A 14,413-nucleotide genomic window follows, 5' to 3' on the forward strand; every position below is an offset into this window, starting at 1 on the left:
AGGATACGGAGACGACCTTCAGATTTCGTTGGCCGGTCGCCGGCGCTGAATCATTCACCCCTCCAGCCACGGGTGTCTCAATCACTGAGACGCGTTTGTGCTTCCATGGCGTCCTTTGCTGACCGTTGTTCCCATGGCCTACGAACTTGCCAAGCGCACCGAAGATGCCGAGCGCCGCCTGTCCACCACTGACGGGCTGCCCTCGCGCAACGGCGCGCTGCTCACCGCGCGGCTGCAGCAGCGCTACGCAGACCGCATCACCGGCAGCTTCACCATGCCGGGCCGCGAAGGCCGTTACGCGCCGATTCCGGCCGATGTGCCGGCCGCGCTGACCGCCGCCCTGAAGGCACGCGGCATCGAACAGCTCTACAGCCACCAGGCCGAGGCGTGGGACGCCAGCCAGCGCGGTGAGCACGTGGCCATCGTCACCCCCACCGCCAGCGGCAAATCGCTGTGCTACACCCTGCCGGTGGTCAGCGCGGCCATGCAGGGCAAGGCCAAGGCGCTGTACCTGTTCCCCACCAAGGCGCTGGCCCAGGACCAGGTGGCCGAACTGCTGGAGCTCAACCGCGCCGGCGACCTGGGGGTCAAGGCGTTCACCTTCGACGGCGACACCCCCGGCGACGCACGCCAGGCGATCCGCCTGCATGGCGACATCGTGGTCTCCAACCCGGACATGCTGCACCAGGCGATCCTGCCGCATCACACCAAGTGGGCGCAGTTCTTCGAGAACCTGCGCTATGTCGTCATCGACGAGGTGCACACCTACCGCGGCGTGTTCGGCAGCCATGTCACCAACGTGCTGCGCCGGCTCAAGCGCATCTGCGCCTTCTACGGCGTGGAGCCGCAGTTCATCCTGTGCTCGGCCACCATCGGCAACCCGCAGGCGCATGCCGAGGCGCTGATCGAGGCACCGGTCACCGCCATCACCGAATCCGGCGCCCCCACCGGGCCCAAGCACGTGCTGTTGTGGAACCCGCCGGTGGTCAACGCCGACCTGGGCCTGCGTGCCTCGGCACGCTCGCAGAGCAACCGCATCGCGCGTATCGCGATCAAGTCCGGGCTGAAGACCCTGATCTTCGCCCAGAGCCGGCTGATGGTCGAAGTGCTGACCAAGTACCTCAAGGACATCTTCGACCACGACCCGCGCAAGCCGGCGCGCATCCGCGCCTATCGCGGCGGCTACCTGCCCACCGAACGCCGCGAGACCGAACGTGCCATGCGCGCCGGCACCATCGACGGCATCGTCAGCACCTCGGCGCTGGAACTGGGCGTGGATATCGGCAGCCTGGACGTGGTGGTGCTCAACGGCTACCCGGGCAGCGTGGCCGCCACCTGGCAGCGCTTCGGCCGCGCCGGCCGGCGCCAGCAACCGGCGCTGGGCGTGCTGGTGGCCAGTTCACAGCCGCTGGACCAGTACGTGGTGCGCCACCCGGACTTCTTCGCCGACGCCTCGCCGGAGCATGCGCGCATTGCGCCGGACCAGCCGTTGATCCTGTTCGACCACATCCGCTGCGCGGCCTTCGAGCTGCCGTTCCTGGCCGGCGACCCGTTCGGCCCGATCGACCCGCTGGTGTTCCTGGAAGCGTTGGCCGAAACCGAGGTGATCCACCGCGAGGGCGACCGCTGGGAATGGATCGCCGACAGCTACCCGGCCAACGCGGTCAGCCTGCGCTCGGTGGCCGACGGCAACTTCGTGGTGGTCGACCGCAGCGACGGCAAGCAGCAGATCATCGCCGAGGTGGACTACTCCGCCGCCGCGCTGACGCTGTATGAAGGCGCCATCCACATGGTGCAGTCCACGCCCTACCAGGTGGAGCGGCTGGACTGGGAAGGCCGCAAGGCCTACGTCACCCGTACCCATGTGGACTACTACACCGACAGCATCGACTTCACCAAGCTCAAGGTGCTGGACCGCTTCGACGGCTGCATGGCCGGCCAGGGCGATTCGCACCATGGCGAAGTGCACGTGGTGCGGCGGGTGGCCGGTTACAAGAAGATCCGCTACTACACCCACGAAAACATCGGCTACGGGCCGGTCAACCTGCCCGACCAGGAACTGCACACTACGGCGGTGTGGTGGCAGCTGCCGCAGGCGCTGCTGCTGACCGCGTTCGACTCCAAACAGGAGGCGCTGGATGGCTTCCTGGGCGCGGCCTATGCACTGCACATCGTCGCCACGGTGGCGGTGATGGCCGATGCGCGCGACCTGCAGAAGGCGGTAGGCAATGGCGATGGCGCCTGGTTCGCGGTGGCCGACCAGAGCGGTCGCGGCCAGCTGCGCGGCGCCGAGTTCGACGCCAGCGCGATCGAGCTGCAGCAGCAGTTCGTGCCCACGGTATATCTGTACGACAACTTCCCCGGTGGCGTAGGCCTGAGCGAACCGCTGTGGCTGCGCCAGGACGAACTGCTGCAGCGCGCGCAGGAACTGGTGCAGCGCTGCGACTGCAAGGCCGGTTGCCCGGCCTGCGTGGGCCCGGTGCTGGCAGGCCAGGAAGACGATGCCACCACTCCCAAGGCGCTGGCGTTGAAGGTATTGGCGCTGCTCGATGCGCAGGTACTGCCCGATCCGACGGCGCACGTGCACCCGGACACCGAGGTGATTCCGTTTTGAGCCTGAGCCTGGACAAGCTGCGCCTGCTGCGGCGGCAGGCCGGTGATGCCACGCCGCCATCGGCGGCGGCACGCCCGGCCACGCCGGAGCCGCCGGTGGCTCCGACGTTGCCGGCGGCGGCCAACGACACGCGCGCCCGCCGCCCCGCGCCCGACTCCGTGTTCGCCTGGGTCGAGCAGGAAATCCGGCACAAGCCGACCGGCGACGCCGCGCCTGTAACGGCATCACCCGCGCCGGTCGCGCTGCGCAAGCCTGATGTGGGTGGCCTGCATCGCCTGCTGGGCCTGCGCGACCGTGGCGCTGCGGCGGCACGCCCGCGTGCGAACGCGCAGGACCGCCACGTGCCCGGCGAGGAAATCGCGCCGGGCCTGTTCCTGATCGAGTCGTTCGTCCCGCAGGCCATCCCGTCGCAGCCGCTCTCGCTGGCGTTCGCCAAGCGCGAGGGCGAACAGGTGCAGCCGCAGGACCTGATGTTCTTCGATACCGAAACCACCGGCTTGGCCGGCGGCACCGGCACCCGCGCCTTCATGATCGGCGCGGCCGACTGGCAGTGCGATGCCACGCGCGAAGGCCTGCGCATCCGGCAGCTGCTGATGACCACCATGGCCGCCGAGAGCGCCATGCTGGCCGAGTTCGCCCGCTGGCTGCAGCCGACCACGGTCTTCTCCAGCTACAACGGCCGCTGCTACGACGCGCCGCTGCTCAAGACCCGCTACCGGCTGGCACGGCAGCGCTGCCCGATCACCCCGCTGGACCACGTGGACCTGCTGTTCCCCACCCGTCGCCGCTACCGGGGCACGTGGGAGAACTGCCGGCTGGGCACCATCGAGCGCCAACTGCTGCAGATCGTGCGTGACGACGACCTGCCGGGTTCGGAAGCCCCGGCGGCGTGGCTGAACTACCTGCGCGGCGGCAGCGCGCTGAACCTGCGCCGCGTGGCCGAGCACAACCACCAGGACGTGGTCACCCTGTCGCTGCTGATGCAGCGGCTGGTGGCCGAAGAGCGGCGCGAACGCGAGACGCTGGCGCTGCAAGGCGGTCCCGACCCGGGCTGAGCGGGCGTTGACACGACGTGCAGCCGGGGAGGTGCAAGCTGGCGCCACTTCCACCGTTGGAGAGGGCCATGCGCCTGCCTGTGTTGATGTTGGTTGCTGGTGTCCTGCCGCTGGCCGCGTGCGCCAGTCCCCCCAAGACCAGCAGCGCGCCGCCTGCGACCCTGGACCCGGCGCCAGTCGTGGCCGAAGGCGCCGGGAACTGCAACCCGGACAAGCTGACCGGCCTGACCGGCCAGGTCGCCACCGAGGCGCTGGTCAAGAAGGCCGTCGCCGACAGCGGCGCCAAGCATGCCCGGGTAGTGAAACCGGGCATGGCCGTCACCATGGATTTCCGTGAGGATCGATTGACGATCAACGTGGATGCGCAGAACAAGATCGAGCGGATCGGCTGTAACTGATCCCTGGTTGACGTAGAGCCACCCCATGGGTGGCTGGCGCGGTGCCCAGGCATTCCGCGCAGCCACCCATGGGGTGGCTCTACGTCCGGTTGCCTGTTCTACCGCAACCGCTGCGCGCTGCCGTCGGCCAGCGCCTTGTCGATCGCCGTGCGCACATCGCGCGCCATCTGCGCCGTGGCCACGCTCTGCTGCTGCGCCAGGCCTGACTGCTGGCGGGCGAGCTCGGCCTGCTGGCGGGAGAGTTCGGCAATGGCGCGGTGGTCTATTGCCGCCGCTGCATCCGCTTTCGCACGCAGCGCGGCCCGCTCGGCCAGCGCGGTATCACCCTGTACCCTGCGGGCCGCATTGTTGGCCATTTCCGCTGCGTCCATCGACTCCAGCGCATCGCGGCTGGCGCGCAGGGACAGCGCGGCGATGCGCTCGCCCAGCTCACCCTGGCGCTCACCAAGATCACCCATGCGGTCGCCCAGCGCACCCTGCTGCCGGCCCAGTATGCTCACCTGCCGCTGCGCGTTGGCCAGTGACTTCAGCAGCGCTGGATCGCGCACGAGGTAGCGCTCGTTGCCGCGCCGTACCCACAGCACCGGGTCGCCGCCCTTCGCGTCCCGCTTTGCCTGCTTGAGGTCGTCCATCGAGGCATCGACGAAGTTGTCGCCACCGCCCATCAGCACGAACGCCTGGCGCGGCTGGTGCGAGAAGTCCAGCCGGCCGTGGGTGATCATGGTGGTGCTCTCGTCATCCGGATGCGGCGGGGGTGCGGGCGCGGCCGGGGCTGCCGGCGGACGCGGTGCAGCGACCGGGTGCGGCGCGGGCGCCGGTCGGGGCACGGCCGGAGCGGCCGGGGCAGCTACTGCCGGCCGTGCTGCCGGTGCTGCCGGAACGGCGGGGGCCGCGGGGGCCGCGACCACCGGAGGCGCCGGCGGCGGCGGCGGTACCGCGGCCACCAGACGCAGCGGGGCCACGCCGATCACCACGAACAGCGCGGTGATCGCCACCGAGGCCACGCGCGGGAAGCTGCCGGTCTGCTGCAGGGTCAGCAGGCGGCGCTTGAGGCTGCGGAAGTTGGGCGAGGCGCTGGCCACGCCCACGGCCGGTCGCGGTGCCACGCCCAGCTGCACCAGCAGGCGGCCGTAGTCGTGCCGGCAATGCCCATGACCGGCCACCACCGCGCTGTCGCACGCCTCTTCCCGGGCCAGCGCGTATTCGCGCACGGCCACGTGCAGCAGCGGGTGGAAGAACAGCAGGTGCTGGGCGAGCGCGGGCAACAGCCCGAACCACAGGTCGCGGCGCTGCAGGTGAACCAGCTCATGGGTCAGTGCCATGTCCAGGTCATCGGCGGCCATCGCCGGCAGCTCGCGGGCGGGCAGCAGCAGCACGGGATTCCACGGTCCGATCAGCTGCGGCGAACGAATCTGCGCGGAGATCTTCAATTCCGGCGCGCGTGCAAGGCCGTGCGCTTCGGCGGCCAGCTGCAGCGCCTGCTGCAGGCCGGCATCGGTGCAGGGCGCTGCGTCGCGCACCAGCGCGCGGCTCTGCCGATACGCGCGCAGACTGTGCAGCAGCATCACCAGCGCACCGGCCGCCCACAACGCGAACAGCGCCGTCTGCCAGGACAGCGCGGGCAGCAGCGACACAGCAGCGGTAGACGGCGCCACCTCCACCAGGGCCCCGGTCAGTTCCAGCTGCACCGGCACCATCGGCTGCGCCGCCAGCGTGGCGGCGTCGATGCCGGGCGCCGGCAGCACGGCCAGTTCCAGCGGGCTGCTCCACACCAGGCCCAGCACGGCCTGCAATGCCACCAGCCACCACAAGCGGCAGCGCGTGGCCGCCGGCAAGCGCGGCAGCAGCCGGCACACGCCCCACACCCCTGCCACCAGCACCGCGCTCTGCACGCTGGTCCAGGCCAGGCGGGTCAGCATTTCCATCATGAAGGTATCCATGGCTCAGCCCTCCCGCTTGCGTGATTGCAGCTGCGCCACCAGCGCTTCCAGTTCGGCCAGTTCGCTGTCGCTGACGTCGGCCTTGTGCGACATGAAGGCCACGAACGGCGACACCGAGCCCTGCAGCGTCTTCTCCACGAAGCTGGCCACCGCACCCTGGACCACGCTGTCCTGTTCGCCGGTGGCCGAATAGCGGTAAACGCCCTCGACCTGTTGGCGCTGCAGGTAGGCCTTGCCGCGCAGGCGTTCCATCATGGTCAGCACCGTGGAACGGGCCAGGCCACGCTCCTCACCGAAGCCGGCCGCCACTTCGCCAACGCTGGCGTCTTCCTGTTCCGCTATGTACTGCAGCAGGGCCAGCTCCTGGTCCCCGATGGTCTTGCCGCGCATGACACTCTCCGATGACTACACGTGTCGCCACCATGCCCGTGACTACAAATGTCGTCAAGTGCCGGACGGCGTGTGCCGACGAACGGTCTGCGGCGGTCACGACCAACGGTCGTGATCGCGACGCAGGTAGCGGGTGCTTACCCCCGCGGCCCGCCCATGACGGGAAGGATCACCCCGCTGATGTAGCTGGCGGTGATCGGCGATGCCAGGAATACATACGCAGGCGACAACTCTTCGGGCTGCGCCGGGCGGCCCATGTCGCTGTCCTTGCCGAACTCGGCCACATCGGGGGCCTGCTTGTCGGCGGGGTTGAGCGGGGTCCACACCGGGCCCGGCGCCACCGCGTTGACGCGGATACCGCGCGGCAGCAGCTGGCTGGCCAGCGCCTTGGTGAAGGCGTGGATGGCCCCCTTGGTGGCCGAATAGTCGATCAGCGCCTTGCTGCCGAACAGGCCGGTTTCCGAACCGGTGTTGATGATGCAGTCACCTTCCTGCAGGTGCGGCAGCACTGCACGCGCCATCTGGATGTAGCCGCCGATATTGGTCTGCAGGGTTTCCTGCAGGTGCGCGTCTTCCAGGTCTTCGAGGCGCTCGCAGTGCAGCTGGAAGGCGGCGTTGTTGACCAGGATGTCGATGCCGCCGAACGCCTTGGCCACCTGCCTGACCGCCTTGTTGCAGAACGTCGGGTCGCGCACGTCGCCGGCGATCACCACGCAGCGCCCGCCTTCGGCTTCCACATGGTCGCGGGTGAGCTGGGCATCGTCGTGTTCGTCCAGGTGCAGCACCGCCACATCGGCGCCCTCGCGGGCGAACAGCACCGCGACGGCGCGGCCAATGCCCGAGTCGGCACCGGTGATGATGGCGCGCTTGCCCTTGAGTTTGCCGCTGCCGACGTAGTCGGGCGCGAGAAAGCGCGGTGCGAGCGTGAGTTCGTGTTCGTTGCCGGGCTTGGCAATGTGCTGGGCTGGCATGGTGTCGGGCTGCGTGCGGCTGCCGGCCTGGACGGCCTTCTTCGTGGCCTTTTTGCTGGCTTTCTTCTCTGCGGCGCGTGCGTCCTTGGCCTTTTCCTGGTCCTGCAGGCGGCGCTGGCGGGCCGCCACGCGCGCGGCGCGCGGATCGGTGGCAGCGGCCTTGCGGGTGGCGGTCTTCACTACCGGAGTGCGCGGACGTGCGGCCTTCGGTTCGGCGGCGGGCGCGGTGGAAGCGGTCGTGGTGCGTTTACGGGTCTTCTTGGCCGTGGCCATGGGCAACTCCTTCGTAGCAGTGCCTCGATGCGGGTGGAGGGCGAGGCAAGGGCAGTGTGGTCACCGCCGCCGTCGCACGCGGTGAATGCCATGTCGCCATGCCGTGTACGGCTTCATCCGCCGCATACGCGTGCAGCGGCATCGTGGGCACCAGAATCCCGCTGGAGTCGCCCCATGTTTCGTCCCCTGCTCGCGTTTGCCGCACTGACCGCTCTCACCGCCTGCAGCACCACGCAGGTCGCACAGGTACAGCCCATCGACGGCGTCATCTCCGGGCAGTGCCACGTGGACAAGGTGCGCGGCGCGGTCGGCCTGGCCGCCTCTTCCGCCACCGTTGACCGCGCCCGCGTGGACAGCGACAGCCTGCAGGTCAATGTGGTGCGCGGGCAGCGCGCGGCAAGTGGCGCCACCGCCAGCGGCGCGGGCAACCCGACGCCCGGTGCGGAGAGTGGCGGCGACCGCCTGACCATCGAAACCGGACGTACCAACAACATCACCGCGATCTACTGCGGCTGAGGTCCCGGCCGCGACTCAGCGCGCGGCCTTTGCGCGCGGCACCCGCCGGGCGCCGCGCAGGAATTTCAGGGTCGCCTGTTCCCATTGCCGGTCGCCGCGCAGCCCGGCAAGACCGGCCAGCGTGCCCGCACGCCAGCCCTCGAACACGCTCGGATCGATGTAGGCCTTGCGGCATACCGCCGGCGTATTGCCCAGCAGGGTGGCCACCTCGCACACCACCTCCTTCTGCAGCGCCGCCAACGCGCGCTCGCTGGGTTTCTCGGGGAGCGCGGTGGCGGCGAACTGGCGCAGTGCCGCCACGGTACCGCCCCAGGTACGGAAATCCTTGGCGCTGAAGTCAGTGCCCATCGCGTCGCGCAGGTAGGCATTGACCTGGCCCGAGTCCACCGGCTGCAGTGCACCCGCATCGTCGCGGTACTGGAACAGGGCCTGCCCGGGCAGCTGCTGGCACCGCCGGATCAGCTGCACCAGCCGGCGGTCATCGATCTCGACCTCGTGCTCCTGGCCGGACTTGCCGCGGAAATGCATGCGTGCGCGCCCGCCGCTGGCCAGCTCCAAGTGGCGGTTGCGCAGGGTGGTGAGGCCGTAGGAGCGGTTGTCGCGGGCGTACTCGGGGTTGCCCACCCGCACCAGGGTCTCGGCCAGCAGGGCCACCACGATCGCCAGCACCTTGTCCTGCGGGAACCCGGGCAGCTTGAGATCACGGCGCAGGCGGCGGCGCAGCGCGGGCAGGGCCTTGCCGAAGGCGATCACCCGGTCGAACTTGCCATCGCCGCGCACCCGCGACCAGTCCGGGTGGTAGCGGTACTGCTTGCGACCGCGGGCGTCGCGCCCGGTGGCCTGCAGGTGGCCGTTGGCGGCGGCGCAGATCCACACGTCCAGATAGGCCGGCGGAATGGCCAACGCCCGGATCCGGGCCAGGGTCGCAGCATCGCGCACCGCATGGCCGTCCGCATCGCGATAGCTGAAGCCCTTGCCCGCGCGGCGCCGGGCGATGCCCGGTTGCGCGTCGGTGACGTAACGCAGGCCGGCCTCGCGGGCGGCGGCGGCTTCGGGGGTGGCAATGCGTGCGGGCATGGGCGGGCAACAGGGCAGCGGGCCTGCAGTGTGGTTGCCGGCAGTGCGGCGCCGCGTCAATAACGCAACACAAACACCTCACACCCCGCTTGACGATATCCTCCTTCATTTCCTGCCTGGAACTCTGGAGTCCCGATGTCGTCCTTGTCGTCCCGCCGCGTGCGGCGTTCGTTTGGCCCCTCGATCATGGCCGTCGCCCTGGTCCCCACCCTGCTGTTGCTGGGCGCCTGCAAGGCCCCGCCGATGGACGAACAGGAAGCCGTGGGCACCCACGCGCAGAAGGCTGCGGAAGAAGCCGCCTCCCCGACCGACACCACCGGCAAGGCCACCGAAGCACCGCCCGTGGGCAACTGCGACGCCACCCAGGTGCAGAGCCTGATCGGCCAGGCCTACACCGACGACATCGGCGCCCAGGCGCAGCAGGATGCCGGCGCGCGCGACCTGCGCGTGCTCAAGCCCGATGACGTGACCACCATGGAATTCGTCGGCGAGCGGCTGAATATCGAGCTGGACGAAAAGAGCGTGATCACCGGCCTGCGCTGCGGCTGAATTGGGCGCGCGCGGAGCGGGTTTTTGAGGGGTTTGGTTGCGCCTGAAACCGTGTATTGCGGCGTTGCAACAACTATGCTCTAGTCGAAGCATCCGGTGCCTCCAGATGCGCTCAACGGATTGAGCGGGGACGAGTGTCGCCGCTCACCCGACTTTGAGGCAGAGATGGCCCCCCGCAACCGCCAAGGGCTTTACGACCCGCAAGACGAACGCGACGCCTGTGGTTTCGGCATGGTCGCGCAACTCGACGACCAGCCGTCACGGCTGCTGGTTGATACCGCCATTGCCGCGCTGTCGCGCATGACCCACCGCGGCGGCGTCGCCGCCGACGGTGTCACCGGTGACGGCTGCGGCCTGTTGCTGCGCCGCCCGGAAGCCTTCCTGCAGGCGCTCGCCGCCGAAGCCGGCATCACCCTCGGTCGGCTGTATGCAGCCGGTGTGGTGTTCCTGCCGCACGACGCGGCCGCCGCGCAGGCCTGTCGCGACCTCCTGGAGCAGCAGCTGCGCAGCGCCGGCTGCCAGCCGCTCGGCTGGCGCGTGGTGCCGACCGACCCCAGCGTGTGCGGCCAGCTGGCCCGCGACACGCTGCCGCACATCGAACAGGTGTTCGTCGATGCCGGCGATGGCCAGGACGAAGCCGCGTTCACCCTGGCGCTGTTCCTCGCACGCCGCCGCAGCGAACAGCAGCTGCGCGAGCACGCCGATTACTACGTCACCACGCTCAGCCCGAACGCGATCAGCTACAAGGGCATGGTGCTGCCGGACAAGCTGAGCCGGTTCTACACGGACCTGCAGCGCAACGACCTGGCGTCCAGCGCCATCGTGTTCCACCAGCGGTTCTCCACCAACACGCTGCCGCGCTGGCCACTGGCGCATCCGTTCCGGATGCTCGCGCACAACGGCGAGATCAACACCATCGAGGGCAACCGCCGCTGGGCGCAGGCGCGCAGCAAGGTGTGGAAGACCCCGCGCTTCGACATCGGCGAGTTCGACCCGGTGATCTCCATGCACGGCTCCGATTCGCAGAGCCTGGACAACATGCTGGAGCTGATGGTCAGCGCCGGCATGGACCTGATCCAGGCGCTGCGCATCCTGGTGCCGCCGGCGACCCAGTCGCTGGAATTCAAGGACGCCGACCTGGCCGCGTTCTACGAGTTCTACGGCCTCAACAGCGAGCCGTGGGATGGCCCGGCCGGCATCGTCGCCTGCGACGGCCGCTATGCCGCCTGCACGCTGGACCGCAACGGCCTGCGCCCTGCCCGCTGGATGCTCACCTCCGACCGCCACTTCCTGGTCGCCTCCGAAGCCGGCGTGTGGGAAGTGCCGGCCGAGCGCGTGGTGCGCAAGGGCAAGCTGGGGCCGGGCGAGATGATGGCCATCGACCTCAAGCGCGGCGACCTGCTCGACTCTGATGCCATCGACCGCATCAACCGTGGCCGCGCGCCGTACAAGCAGTGGCTGCAGCAGGGCGTGACCTACCTGCAGACCGAACTGATCGATCCGTCGCTGGTGGAAGAACCGTTCGACGAGCGCACCCTGCGCAGCTACCACAAGCTGTTCCAGCTCAGCACCGAGGAAGTGGAGCAGATCCTGCGCCCGCTGGCCGAGACCGAGCAGGAAGCCACCGGCTCGATGGGCGACGACACCCCGATGGCGGTGCTCAGCCAGCAGAGCCGGCCGCTCTACGACTACTTCCGCCAGGCATTCGCGCAGGTCACCAACCCGCCGATCGACCCGCTGCGGGAAGACTGCGTGATGTCGCTGACCACCCAGCTCGGCAAGGAGACCAACATCTTCCATGCCGGTGCGGAGACGGTGAACCACGTCATCCTCAATTCGCCGGTACTCAGCCAGCGCAAGCTGCGCCAGCTGATCAAGATGGAGCAGTACGTCGACCGCAACCGCCTCATCGACCTCTCCTACAGCCTGGACGAGGGCCTGAAGGCGGGCATCGAGCGCATCTGCGCCGAGGCCGAGGCCGCCGCGCGCGAAGGCATCGTCATGCTGCTGCTCAGCGACCGTTACCCGGTTGCCGACCGGCCGATGGTGCATGCCCTGCTGGCCACCAGCGCCGTACACCACCATCTGTCCAATGCCGGGCTGCGCTGCGACGTCAACCTGATCCTGGAAACCGGCACCGCCCGCGACCCGCACCACATGGCCTGCCTGCTCGGCTTCGGCGCCACGGCGGTGTACCCGTACCTGGCCTACCAGACCCTGTTCGACCTGGGCCGGCGCGGCATCCTGCAGCTGAAGAAGGGCGGCGAGCAGTCGCAGATCGGCCGCAGCTACCGCAAGGGCATCTACAAGGGCCTGTCCAAGATCATCTCCAAGATGGGCATCTGCACCGTGGCCAGTTACCGCGGCGCGCAGCTGTTCGAGATCGTCGGCCTGGACGATGAAGTGGTCGACCTGTGCTTCCCGGAAACGCCGTCGCGCGTGGCCGGCGTGGGCTTCGGGCGGCTGGACGACGAGGCGCGCGAACTCACCGTGCGCGCCTGGAACGACCTGCTGCGCCCGGACGTCGGCGGCGTGCTCAAGTACGTGCACGGCGGCGAATACCACATGTACAACCCCGACGTGGTCATGACCCTGCAGCGCGCCGCGCGCAGCGGTGAGGCCGCCGACTGGCAGCGCTACTGCGAGGCCGTGCATGGCCGGCCGGTGTCGGCGCTGCGCGACCTGTTGCAGCTCAAGGCGGCGCCCACGCCGACCCCGCTGCACGAGGTGGCCCCGGCCGAAGACCTGTTCCGCCGCTTCGATACCGCCGCGATCAGCCTGGGCGCGTTGTCGCCCGAGGCGCATGAAGCGCTGGCCATCGCCATGAACAAGCTGGGCGGGCGCAGCAACTCCGGCGAAGGCGGCGAAGACCCGGTGCGCTACGGCACCAACAAGCGCAGCAAGATCAAGCAGGTGGCCTCGGGCCGCTTCGGCGTCACGGCCGAATACCTGGTCAATGCCGAAGTGCTGCAGATCAAGGTGGCCCAGGGCGCCAAGCCCGGCGAAGGCGGCCAGCTGCCCGGGCACAAGGTCAACGAGCTGATCGCGCGGCTGCGCTATGCCAAGCCGGGCATCGGCCTGATCTCGCCGCCGCCGCACCACGACATCTACTCCATCGAAGACCTGGCCCAGCTCATCTACGACCTCAAGCAGGTCAACCCGGACGCGCTGGTGTCGGTGAAGCTGGTCTCGCATGCCGGCGTGGGCACCATTGCCGCCGGCGTCGTCAAGGCCGGCGCCGACCTGATCACCGTGTCCGGCCATGACGGCGGCACCGGTGCCAGCCCGGTCAGCTCGATCCGCTACGCGGGCGTGCCGTGGGAACTGGGCGTGGCCGAGTCGCACCAGGCCCTGGTGGCCAACGACCTGCGTGGGCGCACCCTGCTGCAGACCGACGGCGGCCTGAAGACCGGCCTGGACGTGATCAAGGCCGCGCTGCTGGGCGCGGACAGCTTCGGCTTCGGCACCGCGCCGATGATCGTGCTGGGCTGCAAGTACCTGCGCATCTGCCACCTCAACAACTGCGCCACCGGCGTGGCCACCCAGGACGAGCGCCTGCGCGCGCAGTACTTCACCGGCCTGCCCGAGCGCGTGGAGAACTTCTTCCGGCTGCTGGCCGAGGAAGTGCGCGGCTGGCTGTCCTACCTGGGCGTGCGTTCACTGGACGAGATCGTCGGCCGTACCGACCTGCTGCAGCAGCTGGAGGTCGCCCCGCGTCCCGGCGTCAAGGTAGACCTGTCGCGCCTGCTCAACCCGGCGCAGTACGCCGGGAGCCACTGCGCCGCGCAGCGCCTGTACGAATCACCGGACAGCCTGGCCACGCAGATGGACGGCCTGCTGGCCCCGGCCATCGCCGGCAAGCTCGGCGGTGAACACCGCTTCCTGATCCACAACACCGACCGCTCGATCGGCACCCGCCTGTCCGGTGCGATCGCGCGCGTGCACGGCAACCAGGGCATGAGCGATGCCCCGCTTACCCTGCGCTTCCGCGGCACCGCCGGGCAGAGCTTCGGCGCGTTCAACGTGGGCGGCCTGCAGCTGGAGGTCGAAGGCGAAGCCAACGACTACGTCGGCAAGGGCATGGCCGGCGGCCGCCTGGTGGTGCGCCCGCCGCGTGGCGCACGCTTCGAGGCACGCAACACCGCGATCATCGGCAACACCTGCCTGTACGGCGCCACCGGCGGCGAGCTGTTCGCCGCGGGCCGTGCCGGCGAGCGCTTCGGTGTGCGCAACTCCGGCGCGCTGGCGGTGATCGAAGGCGCCGGTGACCACTGCTGCGAATACATGACCGACGGCATCGTGCTGGTGCTGGGCAAGGTGGGGCTGAACTTCGGCGCCGGCTTCACCGGCGGCCTGGCCTACGTGCTGGATATCGACCGCGACTTCGTGGACCGCTACAACCACGAACTGATCGACATCCACCGCATCTCCGCCGAGGGCTTCGAGAATCATCGCCAGCACCTGCATACGCTGATCAGCCGCCACCGCGAGTTGACCGGCAGCATCTGGGCACAGCAGATCCTCGACGAGTTCCGCGATTACGTGGGCAAGTTCTGGCTGGTCAAACCCAAGGCCGCCAGCATTGAATCGCTGACCGAATCGCTGCGCCGCGCCGCCTGATTTCCTGGAT

At 69.2% G+C, this 14,413-nt stretch carries 10 protein-coding genes; 6 read left to right on the forward strand and 4 right to left on the reverse strand.

Features of this window, described 5'->3' with window-relative positions; all coding sequences use genetic code 11:
- Window positions 1-133 precede the first annotated feature (133 nt).
- From ACREPD_RS01575 to ACREPD_RS01585, 3 genes are all read left to right on the forward strand, one after another.
- Window positions 134-2,614 (forward strand): DEAD/DEAH box helicase, encoded by a 2,481-nt coding sequence (locus tag ACREPD_RS01575; RefSeq protein WP_431597652.1) that lies wholly within the window; start codon window positions 134-136, stop codon window positions 2,612-2,614.
- The gene (locus ACREPD_RS01580) at window positions 2,611-3,669 is read left to right on the forward strand and encodes a ribonuclease H-like domain-containing protein (RefSeq protein WP_431597653.1); all 1,059 of its coding nucleotides are present in this window, start codon (window positions 2,611-2,613) and stop codon (window positions 3,667-3,669) included. The genes ACREPD_RS01575 and ACREPD_RS01580 overlap by 4 nt, the downstream gene beginning before the upstream one ends.
- Before the next feature lie 68 nt (window positions 3,670-3,737).
- A complete protein-coding gene (locus tag ACREPD_RS01585) occupies window positions 3,738-4,067 on the forward strand; it encodes an I78 family peptidase inhibitor (RefSeq protein WP_431597654.1) in 330 nt (109 codons plus the stop codon).
- Window positions 4,068-4,165: 98 nt separating this feature from the next.
- Here the strand turns inward: ACREPD_RS01585 and ACREPD_RS01590 are convergent, their stop codons facing one another.
- The 3 genes from ACREPD_RS01590 to ACREPD_RS01600 all read right to left on the reverse strand — a co-directional run bounded on the left by ACREPD_RS01590 (window position 4,166) and on the right by ACREPD_RS01600 (window position 7,641).
- On the reverse strand, window positions 4,166-6,007 hold the full coding sequence (locus tag ACREPD_RS01590; protein ID WP_431597655.1) for a M56 family metallopeptidase: 1,842 nt from the start codon (window positions 6,005-6,007) through the stop codon (window positions 4,166-4,168).
- Window positions 6,008-6,010: 3 nt separating this feature from the next.
- Complete coding sequence (locus ACREPD_RS01595) at window positions 6,011-6,397, reverse strand: BlaI/MecI/CopY family transcriptional regulator (protein ID WP_431597656.1); 387 nt, start codon at window positions 6,395-6,397, stop codon at window positions 6,011-6,013.
- Between the two features lie 137 nt (window positions 6,398-6,534).
- Window positions 6,535-7,641, reverse strand: a complete 1,107-nt coding sequence (locus ACREPD_RS01600; protein WP_431597657.1) for an SDR family oxidoreductase — start codon at window positions 7,639-7,641, stop codon at window positions 6,535-6,537.
- Window positions 7,642-7,815: 174 nt separating this feature from the next.
- On the opposite strand from ACREPD_RS01600, the gene ACREPD_RS01605 reads away from it, so the two are divergent.
- Window positions 7,816-8,157, forward strand: a complete 342-nt coding sequence (locus ACREPD_RS01605; RefSeq protein WP_431597658.1) for a hypothetical protein — start codon at window positions 7,816-7,818, stop codon at window positions 8,155-8,157.
- Window positions 8,158-8,172: 15 nt separating this feature from the next.
- On the opposite strand, the gene ACREPD_RS01610 is transcribed toward ACREPD_RS01605, so the two are convergent.
- Window positions 8,173-9,234, reverse strand: a complete 1,062-nt coding sequence (locus tag ACREPD_RS01610; protein WP_431597659.1) for a DNA topoisomerase IB — start codon at window positions 9,232-9,234, stop codon at window positions 8,173-8,175.
- 186 nt (window positions 9,235-9,420) lie between these two features.
- On the opposite strand from ACREPD_RS01610, the gene ACREPD_RS01615 reads away from it, so the two are divergent.
- The gene (locus tag ACREPD_RS01615) at window positions 9,421-9,783 is read left to right on the forward strand and encodes an I78 family peptidase inhibitor (protein ID WP_431597696.1); all 363 of its coding nucleotides are present in this window, start codon (window positions 9,421-9,423) and stop codon (window positions 9,781-9,783) included.
- A gap of 165 nt (window positions 9,784-9,948) precedes the next feature.
- Window positions 9,949-14,403 carry a glutamate synthase large subunit gene (gene gltB / locus ACREPD_RS01620; protein ID WP_431597660.1) on the forward strand — a complete coding sequence of 1,485 codons (4,455 nt, stop codon included), beginning with the start codon at window positions 9,949-9,951 and terminating at the stop codon, window positions 14,401-14,403.
- Window positions 14,404-14,413 lie beyond the last annotated feature (10 nt).

The organism is Stenotrophomonas sp. (genome assembly GCF_050737075.1).
GTDB lineage: Bacteria > Pseudomonadota > Gammaproteobacteria > Xanthomonadales > Xanthomonadaceae > Stenotrophomonas.